Here is a 15,319-nt window from a genome sequence, read left to right on the forward strand (position 1 = left end):
AGCGCAAGCACCGCGAGCGCGAAGGCCTGCCGCTCACCGCCATCGATGCGAAGGGCTATTTCATTCCGCTCGAGAGCGTGCGCCGCAACCTCTCCGAGAAAACGGCTGAGCTGGCGACGAAGGCGGGGTAAATGTGTCAGCAGGGACGGCAGCGGAAAAGGATGTGCGCAGGCCCGCGCCCACCACGTCGAGGAGACAGGCTGCGGCGCTCGCTGCCGCCTGCATGCTGACAGCGCTGCTGGCCATGCCGGTGGGGTCAGCCTGGAGCGCGGTCCACACGGTCAAGCCGGGCGAGTCGATTGCGGCAGCGATCGCCGCGGCCGCACCCTGGGACACCGTCGAGGTTGAGCGCGGCGATTATGCCGAGCGGCTGGTGATCGACAAGCCGCTGGTGCTCAAGGGCCTCAACCGGCCCACGATACGCGGCGGCTTCACCGGCGACGTGATCCGCGTGCGCGCGCCCGACGTCACCATCCAGGGCTTCATCGTGCGTGACAGCGGCATCGACCAGACCGCGCAGAATTCGGGCATCTATATCCAGCCGAATTCCGACCGGCCGGTGGTGCAGGACTGCGACGTCGTCTTCAACCTGTTCGGCATCTGGCTGGAAGGGTCCGACGATGCGCGCATCGAGCGCAACACCGTCACCGGCCGGCGCGACCTGATGTCGCCGGCGCGCGGCAACGGTATCCAGGTCTACAACGTCACCGACGCGCAGGTCGTCGACAACCACATCAGTTATGCGCGCGACGGCATCTATGTCGACTGGTCGCGCAATGTGCTCTTTCGCGGCAATCGCATCCACAACCTGCGCTACCGCACCCACTACATGAACACCCACCACAGCGTGTGGGAGAACAACGAGGTCTACCTCAACCGTGGCGGCCTGGCGCTGATGGAAGTGCGCAGCCTGACGGTTCGCAACAACATCGCGTGGGGCAACACCGACCACGGCATCATGCTGCGCACGATCCAGGATTCGGTGATCGAGAAAAACACGGTCGCCGACAACGGGCGCGGCTTCTTCATCTACGACGCCGAGTACAACACGCTGAGCGACAACCTCGTCGCGGGCAATGAGGTCGGCATCCACCTTGCGGCCGGCTCGGCCAACAACAAGGTGGACGGCAACGACTTCATCGACAACCGGCAGCAGATCAAGTACGTCGCGTCGCGCGACGTCGAGTGGGGCAAGGCCAAGGGCAATTACTGGAGCAACTACAGCGGCTGGGACCAGAACGGCGACGGCAAGGGCGATGTGCTGTACGAAGCCAACGACGTGGTGGACCGGCTGAACTGGCAATACCCGCTGCTCAAGCTGCTGCTGACGAGTCCTTCAATACAGACCCTGCGTTTCGTGGCGCGGCAATTCCCGATCCTGCGCGCGCCGAGCATCGTGGACAAGAATCCGCGCATGGTCCCGTGGAATCCGGAGTGGAGAAAGTGGAGTGAAAAACGTTCCCATCCAGGTAAGTAACATCAGCAAGCAGTTCGGCGATGTCCGGGCGCTGGACAATGTCAGCCTCTCGGTGGCGCAGGGCGAGATGTTTGGCCTGATCGGCCACAACGGCGCGGGAAAAAGCACGCTGTTCAAGCTGATGCTCGGGCTGATCGCGCCGAGCAGCGGCACGATCAGCATCAACGGCGCACTCGCAGGCAACGGCAACTTCCGCGACGTGCGGCGACGCATCGGCTACCTGCCCGAGAATTTTGTCACCTATGACAACCTCACCGGGCTGGAAGTGCTGCACCTGTTCGCCGACCTGAAGCGGGTGCCGCGCGAAGAGTGCGCACCGGTGCTCGACAGCGTCGGCCTCGGGCATGCGATGCACCGTCGCGTGCGCGGCTACTCCAAGGGCATGCGCCAGCGCCTCGGCTTTGCGCAGGTGTTGGTCGGCAAGCCGGACCTGATCTTCCTCGACGAACCGACCAACGGACTGGATGCGGAAGGCATCCACGAGTTCTATCGTGTCCTGCGCGATGCGCAGTCGCGCGGTGCGACCATCATCATTACCTCGCACATCCTGGCCGAGATCCAGGAACGGGTGGACAGGCTGGTGATCCTGAGCGGCGGGAAGATTACCGCCGAAGGCACGCTCGCCCAGCTGCGCTCGCAACTGGTGCTGCCTTCCACCATCGAAGCCAGTGTGCAGCCCGATTGCCTCGTCCAGGTGCGTGAAGCGCTCGCGGCGCTGTCCGACGTGACGCTGCAGATCGAGACCGGCACGCAGGACGACGTGGTGAAGGTGTACTGCCCGGCGGCGCGAAAGATCGACGTGCTGCATCTGCTGACGGGCATGCGCAACGCCGTACGCGATATCGTCGTGCATGAGCCGACACTGGAAGACCTGTTCTTCGGATACGGAGGTGAGCATGACTAATATCGATCTGGCGCAGGTGCGCATCATCGCCAGCAAGGAATTCCGCGACCGCATCCGCAACCTCTGGGTACTGGCCGTGGCGGTGATCTTCTCCCTGTTTGCGCTGGCCATTGCCTATTTCGGCTCCGCCCAGCAGGGCTCTGTCGGCTTTCGCGGCATTGACGTCACGATTGCCAGCCTGGTCAGCCTGGTGATCTACCTCGTGCCCTTGATTGCGCTGATCCTCGGTTACGACGCCATCGTCGGCGAGCGCGAGCGCGGCTCGCTTGAACTGCTGATGTCGATGCCGATCACCCGCTTCGAGATCCTCTTCGGCAAGTACCTCGGCCTTGCGCTGGCGCTGTCGGTCTCGACGGTGGTCGGCTTTGGCGCCGGGCTGTTGCCGATGGCGTCGCAGCTCGGCATGGCAGACCTGTACCACTATCTCGGCTTCGTCCTGTCCGCGATCCTGATGGGCATGGCCTTCCTCAGCGTGTCGCTGCTGATCTCGGTGCTGGCCGCCGACCGCATGCGCGCGTCGGGCCTCGCCATCGCGCTGTGGTTCTTCTTCGTGCTGATCTTCGACCTGTTGCTGACCGGCGCATTGGTGCTCAGCCAGGGTAACCTGGGCAGCGCGGTATTCGGCACGCTGCTGATGTTAAATCCCGCCGACGTGTTCCGCCTGCTGAACATCTTCAGTTCCGAACAGGTGCAGACCATGTACGGTCTCGCTACCGTGATGCCGGAACGGCTGACCGACCCGCTGGTGCTGACCGGCATCATGCTCGGCTGGATCGTGATGCCGTTTTCGTTTGCCTGCTGGCGCTTTCGCTAGCGCGATGGCGGATCGTCAAGTTTCCCATGCCGGCATCAGCCGGTACAATGCCACGCTTTTCGCGGCAGTTTTCGCGGCAGATAACGCAATACCGGCATGGACATCAAGATCAACGACGAGCTGCGGGCCTACATCGACCCGCTGAACCCCTACGAATACGAGGCGCTGGAGCGCAGCCTGCTGGCGGAAGGTTGCCGCGATGCGCTGGTGCTGTGGGGCGATGTGCTGATCGACGGCCACAACCGTTACGACATCTGCCGCAAGCACGGCATCGAATTCAGGACGGTGCAGAACGACCGCTTTGCCAGCATCGACGACGTGATGCTGTGGATGATCGACAACCAGCTCGCGCGACGCAGCGTGTCGGATTTCCAGCGCGGCATGCTGGCGCTGCGCAAGAAGGCGATCCTCGCCGAGCGCGCGAAGGCGCAGCAGGACAGCGAACCGGACGCAGCACCGGCAGACGCGCCGGCTGCAGACGGTCAGGCACCGGAGCAGGCCGCGAAATCGGCGCAATCGACGAAATCACCGAAGCCGCCGCTCGCCACCCGCGAGGAAGTCGCGAAGATCGCCGGCATCAGCAGCAATGCGGTCAGCCGTATCGAAAAGATCCAGAAAACCGCCACGCCGGAACTGGTGGAAGCAGTGCGCGCTGGCACGATTTCGCTGAATGCCGCCGCAGCCGTTGCGACTTTGCCGGGCGAGCAGCAGGTGGCGGCAGTCAGCGGCGGAAAAAAGGAACTGCAACAGGTGGCGCGCCAGGTGCGTGAAGCGAAGTCGCCGCCCAAACCCCGCGCAGAGGTGCCGGCAGAACCGATCGAGATTCCGACCGATCCGGATGAACTGCGTGCGAAGTTCGAGGCGCTGCATGCGGAAAACGCGGCGCTGAGGGCGAAAGTGGTGGCGCTGACCATCGCGTTGAAAGAGGCGCGGCAGGCCGCATAGCAGCCGCCCAGCCGCTGCCTCGCTGACTCAGGCGGCCGGCGACAGCGGCAGCACACTGGTCACGGTCTCCCGGAAATAATCACAGCGACCATCCTTGCTGTGGCTGATGATCCACGTGGCCGATTCCACATCCTGCGCCTGCACGCCGTAGTAGAACTGCTGGTGCAGTTTGGTCAGCACCCAACCGCCGCCGAGCGGATTGCTGCTGACTTCGATCATCTTCGTTCCCTTCGGAAAGACGTCTGTGCCGAGGCGCTGCAGCAGTGCCAGCATCTCGGTCTTGTTGGTCGCCTTTTGCCATGCGACATCTGCGTCGTCCTGATAGTGATCGATGCGAAAGTCGATGTTGTCATCGATCAAACCAAACAGGCTGGCGCCATCGCCGCGCTCGAACGCACGCAGCAGGGTATCGATCGTTTGGGTTTCGGTTTGCATGAGCATCCGTGTTCTCCTGTCGTGTGGGATGGAGAGGACACTGTAACGAGGCTCAAGCAATAGGCATAATATTTTGTTAATGTGGTTGGACGATAAAATTCCTATGGATGGCCGCCATGTTCGACCTCAGAACCCTGAAGTATTTCGTTGCCGCCTATGAAGAAGGCTCCGTCACCGCCGCAGCACGGCGCTGTTTCATTGCGCAGCCCTCCATCAGTACCGCAATCCAGAACCTGGAGCACACGCTTGGCGTGCGGCTGTTCGACCGTGCAAAGAACGGCATGACGCCAACCGCTGACGGCCAGCGGCTTTATCCACGGGCAAAGGGCTTGCTGGCGGATTCTGCCGCCATCGTGCAGGGCTTTCGCACTGCGCCCCAGCGGGAAATCCGCCTGCATATCCAGGACGACATGCCGGTGCGCCGCGCCGGCCCGCTGATCGAGGCGCTCTATCGGCAGGTACCCGGCGTGCGGCTGAAAGTCACGCAGCAGGATGACGGGTTCGACCTGAAGCTCCTCTCGGCAGACTACAAGCGCGAGAACGAATGGGTGCAGTGGTTGTGGGAAGAGGATTACGTCGTGTTGATGCCGGAGGCGCATCCCTTGCGTCTGAAGCCGCATCTGGAGCTCACCGACTTGCATCAGGTGCCGTTCATCGAGCGGCCTTACTGCGCGCTGAACGCGTTGTTTGCGCAAATGCTGACGCGGCAGCACATCAAGCCAGACATCGTGGCATCAGCAGTGCGCGAAGAGGCGGTACTCGGACTGGTCGAGCTCGGTATCGGCATTGCGGTGGTGCCGGAATCCCACAGCGATGGGCTGCAAAATGTCATCACGCGCCCGCTGCGGCATGACAGCGGTCTGAAGCGCCGCGTTGGTCTCGCTTGTCCTGCAACGGATCTTGATATGGTCGACCTGGCCCGGAATCTGGCGGAGGCTTTGGCCAATCAACCCGCCAACACGTCAGTCGGTACGCATCGGCGCTTGTCTTGATCCGTCGAAAGGAGTGCGATCGCGTGCGACGGCGTGCGGCAGAATCATGCCTTGACAAAAACATGCCGCAATCCCATCTCTGGCGCGAAACCAGCTGCCGCGCATGTCGTGCGTCAGTGCCTTGTTTCGTCCAGCTCGTCTTCCAGGAACAGACGATAGCGTCCCTCCGCATCCGGGCCGCCGTAGGACTCCGTGATGTATTCCCTGTCGTCGAGTTCGAACCGTTTGCCGAGCGGCGGCAGGTCGGACAGGTTGTGGACTCCAAGCAGTGTTTGCGTGCCGTCAGGCTGGCGGTAAATGAGTTCTACGTGCATATCCTGCCTCCAGGTACGTTGCTGGTACGGATAGAGTACAGATTGCGGCAACAGTTCAGTCGGAACCGTTCCAATCCGGCATGCCTTTCGCTTGCCATCCTTTCTCTTCATGCCGATGCGGGAACCGTCCGCTGCAGGCGGTTTCTACACGTGATGAAGCTTGACGGATGAAAGGACGATCATGGACAGCATCAAGGCAACAATCCAGGGCGACGAGATGGACAGCTCGGTCGAGTTTTCCGTGGAGGAAGTCATCGCGCATCAGCGCGGCAAGCGCTGGGGCGACATGAGCGACGAGGAACAGGATGCGGCAATGAAGGAGTACGCATTGCTGCTGGTGTCACGCCAGGGCGGCGGCACCGTTCCCGGCAATCCGCGCGTGAGCCTGCAGGAAGGCACCTTCTCGAAGGAACGCGGGCGCGGCGCATAGCCCTTGCCAAAACAGGAAGCATGAAAATCAACGGGGCCAGGTCTTGCCTGTCACGCACGCCTTGCACACTGACGCCGTCGGGCTGTCAGCTTGCTTGGCCGGCAAGAGGCAAGGCCTGGCCCCGCTTGCGCCGGTTGGGGTACCGGCCGACGCAGACGGGAGGAAGCCGGCATGCTTATGCCTGCTTCGTTTCCTCTCCTGCCGAATAGCCGGGATACTTGGCGAGCCGTTGCTGCAGGCTGCCGGCGACGCGCGTGAGCACGCGCAACCGCGAATGACCCGTATAGTCATCCTTCAGCTTTGCCTTTGTCAGTTCCTGCAGCGCGGAAATCTCTGCCTGGACCCGGTGCAGTCTCCATTCGTAATACCACTTCATCGCATATAACCTGTCGTTGGGAAAAAATTTAGTCGAGCACGCTCATAGACTGAGCGCGGATCGCATTTGTTCCCGAGAAGAAAGACTTAAATCGTAACAACGGAATCGTTGACGTTACGCCATGATGGTCATTGCAAACACATAAGAAGCTTTAGCTGCGATCCGGGATCGCCTGAGTCCAGATCGACACGTCATCGTTCGTCATATTTCCCAAAGGAACGACTCGCCCGTCCTGCAAGCCTTGCGCGTCGATGTCATTCAGATATTGCTCCCGCGACAAGAGGGTGCCGAGACAGAGGTCCTGCTGCGGCGCCGGCGAGTGCGTTTCCCGGCGCAGGCGCTCCATCAATTCATCCATGATCGCTACCGGCACGAGGCCACGTTCGGCGGGATAGACAAAGCCGAACATGACAAGGTGCGCCAGCAGGATGCGCCAGTGCGGCTCGAAGCGGCGGAACAGCCGTTGCCAGTCGATTTGTCCGCCGCAGCTGCGCAGCAGATGTACGACATCGGCGCCGTCGAAACGCTCCCGCTCCATGATGAAGGCCTTGGACCAGATTATTTCCTCGACCGGGCAGATCCGGGTCGGGATGCCCAGCACCTCGGCGGGCGCGGAAAACGCGAACCACGCATCGTCGACCTCGGCAATCGCATTGCCCGAACTGAAAATGAGGTCGATGTACACGCCATTGGCGTGGATCTTCCCCAGCCAGTGCGGAAACGTCAGCTCCGTCTCGTAGCCCGCCTCGGCCAGCGCCGCGCTGATGCGCTCGTAGTCGCTGCGCCGGATGAAGATGTCGAGATCCCTCGTGTGGCGGTTGATGCCGGTGTAGCGGTTGAGCGCATAGGCGCCGCCGACGAGGTAGGGCAGCGCCGAGGCATTCAGCACTTCCAGCACATGCCGGTAAAAGGCCGTGGTATCGCCATCGGGTTCAACGCCGGTCGGCAATGTCGCGTTCAGATTTTGCATGGTCCGGTTTCCAGATACATGACATGGGACTGAATTCATCAAACGGTACGCAAGCCCTTTGTTTGATGAAACAAGTTCTACGAATCAGCAAAACTTATGCCACGCAAGCATTGTCACTACACGCATGGGATGCATCGCGGAGCAAGACAACGACACTGCAGAAAACGACCATGCGCGCCGCGATCACAAACAGGAGCACAACGTGATATCACAAGAAATAATTCGTTTTGCCGCAGTCGGCGACATTCATTGCAGGAAGGAATCGGCAGGCAGCCTGCGTCCCTTTTTTACGCAGGCAGCTGCAGCGGCCGACGCCTTGCTGCTGTGCGGCGACCTGACCGATTACGGCTTGCCGGAAGAAACCCATGTGCTGGTGGAAGAACTTTCCGCCGCACGCATTCCCATCGTCGCGGTGCTCGGCAACCACGACTATGAATCTGGCAAGCAGGACGAGGTGCAGCGCATCCTGACCGAGGCCGGCGTGCGGGTGCTCGACGGGGAAGCCTGCGAAGTGCATGGCGTCGGCATCGTCGGCGTGAAGGGATTCGCCGGTGGTTACGGCCGTGGCGCGCTGGGGCCGTGGGGCGAAACCATCATCAAGCACTTCGTCAACGAAGCGGTGCAGGAGGCACTGAAGCTGGAGTCGGCGCTGGCCAAGCTGCGCACGCAGCAGCGCATCGCGATGCTGCACTACTCGCCGATCGAAGGTACGGTAAAGGGCGAGCCGGTGGAAATTTTTCCTTTCCTTGGCACCAGCCGCCTCGAAGATCCCTTGCTGCGCTACCCGGTCAATGTCGTGCTGCACGGCCATGCGCACCGTGGCTTCCCTGAAGGAAAGACCGTCAACAACATCCCGGTCTATAACGTGGCCAAGCCGTTGCTGCAGCGCTCCTTCACGGACAGGCCGCCGTTTCGGATCATCGAAATCCCCAAAACCGAGGCGGAGACCGTGTAATTACGGCAAGCCATCTATGTAACGCTGACAATTCCACATGTCATTGCGGGCGGCGCCCTTCAAGGCACTGATGCCGGTCAAGCGGAAATTGGCGCCCGTTGTTTGCGGCGCAAAAGTTGGCCGTGCAGAACAGGCATGCTTCGGTCATCGTCCTGCGGCGAACTGCAGCATTGGGAAGGCTATCCTTCCATGAGCGGCAACAGGTACATGCAACCGCGCCGGCATCGGTGTGTCAAATCAACATTCTGTTGCTTTCGAATACCGATGACCTTGTCGCCATTCACCGTCGCTTCCGGCTGAATGCGCGTGCGCGCCGGTCAGCGGAGAAGAACAAAAGTGGATTTGGACAAGATGACACAGTACGCCAAATACGCACGCTTTTCCGGCCACATGGTCATGGTCGGTTTCGGCAGCATCGGGCAGGCCGTCCTGCCGGTCTTGCTGCGGCATCTCGATATCCATCCGGAACAGATCCGCATCATTTCCGCAGCTGACGACGGCATCGGCATCGCGCGCGAGTTCCATGTCAGCTTCAAGGTACTGCCGCTCACGGTGGAGAACTACCGTGCGGAACTTGAGCCGCTGCTCGGCGAGGGCGACTTCCTGCTCAACCTGTCGGTCGATGTGTCCAGCAAGGCGCTGGTGGAATTGTGCCGCGAGCGCGGTGCGCTGTACCTCGACACCTGCATCGAGCCGTGGGCCGGCGGCTATATGGATGCGGCGCGCCCGGCGTCGGAGCGCTCCAATTACGCGCTGCGCGAAGACATGCTGGCACTGCGCATGCGCAACACCTCGCCGGCCGGGAAGCCGGCGCCGACGGCTGTCGTCACCTGCGGCGCCAACCCGGGGCTGGCCTCGCTGTTCGTCAAGCAGGCGCTGCTGAAGATGGCTGCCGACAACGGCATTGCGTTCAGTGGCCCGAAACATCACACCGGCGACGCCGACCACACCCACCACGCCGGCCATGCCGACTGGGCCGGACTGGCGCGACGGCTCGGCATCAAGGTAATCCATATCGCCGAGCGCGACACGCAGGCCGGCGCCCGGCGCAAGCGGCGCGGAGAGTTCATCAATACCTGGTCGACTGCCGGTTTCATCGGCGAAGGCATGCAGCCGTCGGAGCTGGGGTGGGGCACGCATGAGCGCCACTGGCCGGCGGATGCCGCGCGCCACGCATTTGGCTCCGGTGCGGCGATCTATCTGAACCGGCCGGGCGCAGCGACGCGCGTGCGCAGCTGGACGCCGCTGGAAGGGCCGTATCACGGCTTCCTGATCACGCACAGCGAATCAATTTCGATTGCCGATCACCTTACGGTGCGCGACAACGAACGGACTGGCGGCGATGTGCTGTACCGCCCGACCGTGCACTACGCCTACCACCCGTGCGACGACGCGGTGATGTCCATCCATGAACTGGCCGGGCGCAACTGGCGACCGCAGCTCGCGCAGCGCATCCTCCGTGACGATATCGTGTCCGGCATCGATGAGCTGGGCGTGCTCCTGATGGGCAACCCGAAGGGCGTGTACTGGTATGGCTCGCGCCTGTCCATCGAGCAGGCACGCGCGCTTGCACCGTACAACAATGCGACCAGTTTGCAGGTGGTGGCCGGCGTGCTGGCGGGCATTGTCTGGGCGCTGCGCAATCCGCGCGCCGATGTGGTGGAGCCGGACGACCTCGACCCGCGCGAGATACTCGAGATTGCGAAGCCGTACCTGGGGGAGCTCGTCGGCGTCTATGGCGACTGGACGCCGTTGCAGGGCAGGGAAAGGCTGTTTTCCGAGGACATCGACCGCGACGATCCGTGGCAGTTCAAGAACTTCCGCGTGATGTAAGCGCTCCATGCTGCCCGCCGTGTCCGCCTCGGGAGGCGATGCAGACAACATCAGGAATCTTTTGTGCTGCTGAAAAAAGAAACAGGGCTGAACGAGAATTCGTACTACGAGGCCAGCGTGGCACGGCCGCCGGCGCGCGGCGTCTTGCACGGACGGGTCAATGCGGACATCGGCGTCGTCGGCGGCGGCTATGCCGGCATATCGGCGGCGCTGGAACTGGCCGAGCGCGGCTATTCGGTGGTGCTGCTGGAAGCGCGCAGCATCGGCTGGGGCGCATCCGGGCGCAACGGCGGGCAGGTGATCGTCGGCTACGCCGGGCAGGCTGCGATCGAACGCCAGCTGTCGCCTGCGGATGCGAAACGGGCCTGGGACATCTCGGTCGAAGCGATGGACCTGCTGCAGCACCGGATCCGCAGGCACGCGATCGACTGCGGCTACACGTCCGGCTACATGACGCTGGCAACGACGGCAAGGAAGGCGCGCTCGCTGAACGGATGGATCGAGCATCTTGCCCGCATCTACGACTATCCGGTGCAGGCGATCGCCGACGCCGACATCGGCGACTGGATCGCGAGCGAGCAATTCCACGGCGGCGCCTATGACCGGCGTTCCGGCCACCTGCATCCGCTGAAATACTGCCTCGGCATGGCGGATGCCGCCCGTGCGGCCGGCGTGCAGATCTACGAGAATTCGCCGGTCATCGAGGTCAGGCGCGGCGAGCATCCGGTAGCAAGGACGCAGCATGGCGAGCTGGGCTGCCGCTTCATGGTGCTGGCCGGTAATGTCTACCTCGACCAGTTCGGCGGCACCATCGCACCGGAACTCATGCGCCGCATCATCCCGGTCGGCACCTACATCATCGCCACCGAGCCGATGAGCAAGGAGCGCGCCGATACGCTGATCCGCCATCGCGCCGCGGTGTCAGACAACAATTTCGTGCTCGATTATTTCCGCGTCACCGCCGATCACCGCCTGCTGTTCGGCGGCGCCGACGCCTTCAGCGGCGCGACGCCGCCCAACCTCGTCGAACATGTGCGAGAGCGCATGCTGGCAGTCTTCCCGCAGCTGTCCGACCTGTCGGTGCCGTATGCATGGGGCGGCTTCGTCGATGCGACCATCAACCATGCGCCGGACTTCGGCCGCATCGGCCACAACATCTATTACCTGCAGGGCTTCTCCGGCCACGGCCTTGCGCTTGCCGGCATGGCCGGAAAACTGGTCGCGGAAGCGGTGGCGGGACAGGCGGAGCGCTTCGACCTGCTCACCCGCATCCGGCATGCGCCGTTCCCGCGCGGTGCGTGGATTCGCAAGCCTGCGGTCGCGCTGGGCGTGATGTACTACAAGCTGCGCGACTTGCTGTAATCAGGCGCCCACCAATCCCTGTCCGCAGACGCGAATCGTGTCGCCGGAAATGCCATACGCGCCCGGCGTGCTCAGGAAGGTGATCAGTTCCGCCACATCCCGCGGCTTGCCGCCCTGGCTCAGCGAATTCAGTCGCCGCCCCAGTTCGCGCGTCATGAATGGCATCGCATCGGTCATCGCGGTTTCGATGAAGCCCGGCGCCACCGCATTGATGCAGATGCCGCGCGCAGCGAGCTTTGGCGCCTGCGCGGCGACATAGCCGATCAGCGCCGCCTTCGTGGCCGCATAGTTGGTCTGGCCGAAGTTGCCCGCCACGCCGCTGATCGACGACAGGCACACGATGCGGCCGCCGTCGCGCAGCAGGTTCTCGTCGATCAGCATCTTGTCGGCTGCCGCAATCGCCGCGAAGTTGATGCTGACCACCATGTCCCAGAAGTGCTCCTTCATGTTCGCCAGCGTCTTGTCGCGCGTGATGCCCGCGTTGTGCACGACGATGTCGACGCCGCCGAACTTGTCGCGGAAAAAATCGGCGAGCTGGCGCGGCGCGTCGGCGCTGGCGATGTCCAGCGCCAGCGGTGTGGCACCGATCGCGTCGCAGGTCTCGCGCAAGGCATCGGCCGCGCCCGGCACGTCGAGGCACACCACCTGCGCGCCTTCCTGCACCAGCCGTTCTGCCGTGGCACGGCCGATGCCGCGTGCACTGCCGGTCACCAGCGCAACCTTTCCCTTGAGGGCTTCATGCAGCGGCAATGCCGCCGGTGCGGCGACGCGCGCGGTGACATGCACAACCTGGCCGGACACATACGTCGTTTGCACACCACAGAAGAAGCGTACGACGCCCGCAAGCCGGTCGACCGCGTCGCGTGCGACATAAGCGAGGTTCACGGTCGCACCGCGTTTACCCAGTTCCTTCGCCAGCGAGCGGCTGAAACCTTCCGCGCCGCGCGCAGCGGCCGCAGCGACCGGATCGCTTTCCGCTTCCGGCAGTGCGGCGGTGATCAGCACGCGGGCATTGCGCGCGATGCGACGCATGACGGGATGGAAGAAATCGTAGAGCGCGCGGTAATCGGCCGGTGTCGCGCAGCCGGTCGCGTCCATGATCAGGATGTCGGCTTTCACATTCGGATCCTCCGGCAGCGCCTGCAGCGGCTGGGCGCCGCCGTCGCGCACGGCGGATTGCAGGCTGCCCGAAGCGTAGGCATTCGGCGCGCTGCCGAGCAGCACCGTCTTGCCCGCGAACGGCTGCGCCGCATAACCACGCTCCGCTCGGGCGAGCTCCACCGGCGTCGGCAGGCCCAGCATCTTCACGATGGCGGCGGTGGTCGAATTGTTGGACAGTTTGATCAGCAGGTCGGACATCAGCGTTGCTCCTTTGTTGTGTATGGCCTGCAGGTGTCGCCGGCATTCAGGCATGGCTCAGGCATCGGGCGCACATTGTAGCGCCCCGTTGCATGGTAGAAATTTTGCCGTGGCGTGTTACCCACACTGCGCGCAAGACGCCGGAACGTTTGATGCTGCGGTTGTCAAACCGCCATACGCCGACGAAAGCCAATGCAATGAAAAATCCATGGACCAAAAAGAATCCGCTGCTGAGCATGTGGCTGAGCGGTGCCAACGCGGTCGCTGGTTCTGCGCGCAGCCGCGCCACCGCGCAAGCGAAACGCCAGGCAACGGCGATGATGAATGAGGGCATCAGGCAAGTGACGGAGTTCTGGACCGGCGCTTTGCAGCCGCCGGCCAAGCCGCGCAAGAAGAAGCGCCGGTCGCGCTGATGTCGCCTGTCGCCCGCAGGAAATCAGGATGGAGCAGAACAATCAACAAGCTGATTTTTTTGAGAGGAGAATCGTCATGAAACGTACCGCATCGGCCGTCTGGAGCGGTGGCCTGAAAGATGGCAAGGGCAGCATTTCCACGCAAAGCGGCATCCTCGACAACACGCAGTACGGTTTCAGCGCCCGCTTTGAAAGCGGCACCGGCACCAACCCGGAAGAGCTGATCGCCGCCGCCCATGCGGGGTGCTTCACGATGGCGCTGTCCGCGCAGCTTGGCGAAGCCGGGCTGACGGCGGACAACCTGCGCACGACGGCAACCGTCACCCTCGACAAGGTGGAGGACGGCTTCGCGATCACCAAAATCCACCTCGACCTCTCGGCGAAAATCCCCGGCGCGGACCAGGCAAAATTCGAAGCGGCCGCCAACAAGGCGAAGATCGGCTGCCCCGTATCCCGTCTGCTGAAGGCCGAGATCACGCTGGACGCGAAACTGGAAACCTGAGCGGCTGCCGGCCGTTCAGGTTCTGGGCAAATCCTTAGGTCTTGGACGACGCTGAACTCTGCCCGAACAACACCTTGCGTTCCTCGTCCGACATCTTGTCGGTGCGGGAATAGCTGTCGGTGGTGTTCGCGTAGGCACGCATGGTGGCGGGGCGTGCCGCAATCGTCTCGAACCAGCGCCGCACATGCGGGAAGTTGTCGATGTCCTGCCCGTGCGGCTTGTGCGGCACGATCCACGGATAGCAGGCGATGTCGGCAATCGAATACTCGCCCGCAATGAACTCGCGGTCGGCCAACTGCTTGTCCAGCACGCCGTACAGGCGGCTGACTTCCTTCGTATAGCGGTCGATCGCATACGGCACCTTCTCCGGCGCAAAGACATTGAAGTGACCGACTTGCCCGGCCATCGGCCCCAGTCCGCCGACCTGCCAGAACAGCCACTTCAACACCTCGGCACGACCGCGCAGATCGGCCGGCAGCAGCTTGCCGGATTTCTCCGCGAGATACAGCAGCATCGCGCCGGACTCAAACAGCGTCACCGGCGCGCCGCCATCCTGCGGCGCATGGTCGACCAGCGCCGGGATCTTGTTATTCGGCGAGATCGCAAGGAACTCCGGTGCGAACTGCTCTCCCTTGCCGATATCGACCGGAATCTTCCGATACGGCAGTCCGGTCTCTTCGAAAAACATCGTCATCTTGTGGCCATTCGGCGTCGCACAGTAATAGAGATCGATCATCGTTCTTCCTGTTCTTGTTGAATGATGGTGGCGTGAATGCGGCCAATGAGTATGACCGGACTTGCAATCGCTTGCAGGCGCAGCCTCTACTAATGCCGTACGGATTTACTCGCTATTGCGGTAGCGCATGCATCCGAAGATATCGCTTGCTATTGCCTCGCCATGCGCGCATTCTCGATGGATGCCATTTGGCTAAATCTTTCATCGACCGATGTACTCACCAAGGAAACATCATGACTCTACCCATCGAACCACCTCAGGTGACGGGCAACGGTATCGCTTTTTACGTACGGGTCGACTCCGAAAAACGGGAGTGCCTGATTTCGACGGAAGCCTTGTTGAAGCTGTGCAGAATGAAAAACGGCGCGAAGGCGCCGATGGAAATGTATCTCGCGTTTGAAGCCACCATCAATGGCGTGGCGCGGCGGATGGTGGCAGCGAGAGTGCCTGGTACGCCGATGCTGATCGGCCCGGACAGCTTCCGCTGACCCGGACACGAGTC

18 protein-coding genes are annotated in these 15,319 nt (G+C 62.5%); 12 read left to right on the plus strand and 6 right to left on the minus strand.

Features of this window, described 5'->3' with window-relative positions; genetic code table 11:
- Positions 1-223 precede the first annotated feature (223 nt).
- From ACYVIA_RS10520 to ACYVIA_RS10535, 4 genes are all read left to right on the plus strand, one after another.
- A complete protein-coding gene (locus ACYVIA_RS10520; RefSeq protein WP_460840546.1) occupies positions 224-1,477 on the plus strand; it encodes a nitrous oxide reductase family maturation protein NosD in 1,254 nt (417 codons plus the stop codon).
- Positions 1,449-2,381, plus strand: coding sequence for an ABC transporter ATP-binding protein (locus ACYVIA_RS10525; protein WP_460840548.1), 933 nt, complete (start codon positions 1,449-1,451; stop codon positions 2,379-2,381). Before ACYVIA_RS10520 ends, ACYVIA_RS10525 begins: the two co-directional genes overlap by 29 nt.
- Positions 2,374-3,195, plus strand: coding sequence for an ABC transporter permease (locus tag ACYVIA_RS10530; RefSeq protein ID WP_460840550.1), 822 nt, complete (start codon positions 2,374-2,376; stop codon positions 3,193-3,195). The genes ACYVIA_RS10525 and ACYVIA_RS10530 overlap by 8 nt, the downstream gene beginning before the upstream one ends.
- Positions 3,196-3,291: 96 nt before the next feature.
- Positions 3,292-4,140 (plus strand): ParB N-terminal domain-containing protein, encoded by an 849-nt coding sequence (locus ACYVIA_RS10535; protein ID WP_460840552.1) that lies wholly within the window; start codon positions 3,292-3,294, stop codon positions 4,138-4,140.
- Positions 4,141-4,167: 27 nt separating this feature from the next.
- Here ACYVIA_RS10535 and ACYVIA_RS10540 read toward each other — a convergent pair whose 3' ends face one another.
- Positions 4,168-4,575: a hypothetical protein gene (locus tag ACYVIA_RS10540; RefSeq protein WP_460840553.1), complete on the minus strand. Its 408-nt coding sequence runs from the start codon at positions 4,573-4,575 to the stop codon at positions 4,168-4,170.
- 116 nt (positions 4,576-4,691) lie between these two features.
- Here ACYVIA_RS10540 and ACYVIA_RS10545 point away from each other — a divergent pair, with 116 nt between their 5' ends.
- Positions 4,692-5,567 (plus strand): LysR family transcriptional regulator, encoded by an 876-nt coding sequence (locus ACYVIA_RS10545; RefSeq protein ID WP_460840555.1) that lies wholly within the window; start codon positions 4,692-4,694, stop codon positions 5,565-5,567.
- 113 nt (positions 5,568-5,680) lie between these two features.
- On the opposite strand, the gene ACYVIA_RS10550 is transcribed toward ACYVIA_RS10545, so the two are convergent.
- On the minus strand, positions 5,681-5,881 hold the full coding sequence (locus tag ACYVIA_RS10550) for a hypothetical protein (protein WP_460840557.1): 201 nt from the start codon (positions 5,879-5,881) through the stop codon (positions 5,681-5,683).
- 181 nt (positions 5,882-6,062) lie between these two features.
- Here ACYVIA_RS10550 and ACYVIA_RS10555 point away from each other — a divergent pair, with 181 nt between their 5' ends.
- Entirely contained in the window at positions 6,063-6,311 is a 249-nt protein-coding gene (locus ACYVIA_RS10555; RefSeq protein WP_460840559.1) for a hypothetical protein, read from the plus strand.
- 175 nt (positions 6,312-6,486) lie between these two features.
- Here the strand turns inward: ACYVIA_RS10555 and ACYVIA_RS10560 are convergent, their stop codons facing one another.
- On the minus strand, positions 6,487-6,687 hold the full coding sequence (locus ACYVIA_RS10560) for a hypothetical protein (RefSeq protein WP_460840561.1): 201 nt from the start codon (positions 6,685-6,687) through the stop codon (positions 6,487-6,489).
- A gap of 151 nt (positions 6,688-6,838) precedes the next feature.
- Positions 6,839-7,657 (minus strand): nucleotidyltransferase family protein, encoded by an 819-nt coding sequence (locus ACYVIA_RS10565; protein ID WP_460840562.1) that lies wholly within the window; start codon positions 7,655-7,657, stop codon positions 6,839-6,841.
- A 202-nt stretch (positions 7,658-7,859) separates the two neighbouring features.
- Here ACYVIA_RS10565 and ACYVIA_RS10570 point away from each other — a divergent pair, with 202 nt between their 5' ends.
- The 3 genes from ACYVIA_RS10570 to ACYVIA_RS10580 all read left to right on the plus strand — a co-directional run bounded on the left by ACYVIA_RS10570 (position 7,860) and on the right by ACYVIA_RS10580 (position 11,807).
- A complete protein-coding gene (locus tag ACYVIA_RS10570) occupies positions 7,860-8,612 on the plus strand; it encodes a metallophosphoesterase family protein (RefSeq protein WP_460840564.1) in 753 nt (250 codons plus the stop codon).
- A 336-nt stretch (positions 8,613-8,948) separates the two neighbouring features.
- Positions 8,949-10,445: a homospermidine synthase gene (locus ACYVIA_RS10575; RefSeq protein WP_460840566.1), complete on the plus strand. Its 1,497-nt coding sequence runs from the start codon at positions 8,949-8,951 to the stop codon at positions 10,443-10,445.
- A 63-nt stretch (positions 10,446-10,508) separates the two neighbouring features.
- Positions 10,509-11,807 (plus strand): NAD(P)/FAD-dependent oxidoreductase, encoded by a 1,299-nt coding sequence (locus ACYVIA_RS10580; RefSeq protein ID WP_460840568.1) that lies wholly within the window; start codon positions 10,509-10,511, stop codon positions 11,805-11,807.
- On the opposite strand, the gene ACYVIA_RS10585 is transcribed toward ACYVIA_RS10580, so the two are convergent.
- Complete coding sequence (locus ACYVIA_RS10585; RefSeq protein WP_460840571.1) at positions 11,808-13,166, minus strand: 3-oxoacyl-ACP reductase; 1,359 nt, start codon at positions 13,164-13,166, stop codon at positions 11,808-11,810.
- Between the two features lie 152 nt (positions 13,167-13,318).
- Between ACYVIA_RS10585 and ACYVIA_RS10590 the strand changes: the two genes are divergently transcribed.
- Together ACYVIA_RS10590 and ACYVIA_RS10595 are read left to right on the plus strand one after the other, a co-directional pair.
- Positions 13,319-13,579 carry a hypothetical protein gene (locus tag ACYVIA_RS10590; protein WP_460840573.1) on the plus strand — a complete coding sequence of 87 codons (261 nt, stop codon included), beginning with the start codon at positions 13,319-13,321 and terminating at the stop codon, positions 13,577-13,579.
- 76 nt (positions 13,580-13,655) lie between these two features.
- Positions 13,656-14,081 carry an OsmC family protein gene (locus ACYVIA_RS10595; protein ID WP_460841070.1) on the plus strand — a complete coding sequence of 142 codons (426 nt, stop codon included), beginning with the start codon at positions 13,656-13,658 and terminating at the stop codon, positions 14,079-14,081.
- 34 nt (positions 14,082-14,115) lie between these two features.
- Here ACYVIA_RS10595 and ACYVIA_RS10600 read toward each other — a convergent pair whose 3' ends face one another.
- Positions 14,116-14,817, minus strand: a complete 702-nt coding sequence (locus tag ACYVIA_RS10600) for a glutathione binding-like protein (protein ID WP_460840575.1) — start codon at positions 14,815-14,817, stop codon at positions 14,116-14,118.
- A 233-nt stretch (positions 14,818-15,050) separates the two neighbouring features.
- Here ACYVIA_RS10600 and ACYVIA_RS10605 point away from each other — a divergent pair, with 233 nt between their 5' ends.
- Positions 15,051-15,305 carry a DUF1488 family protein gene (locus ACYVIA_RS10605; RefSeq protein WP_460840578.1) on the plus strand — a complete coding sequence of 85 codons (255 nt, stop codon included), beginning with the start codon at positions 15,051-15,053 and terminating at the stop codon, positions 15,303-15,305.
- The last annotated feature ends 14 nt before the right edge of the window (positions 15,306-15,319 follow it).

It is taken from the genome of Noviherbaspirillum agri, from assembly GCF_054780595.1.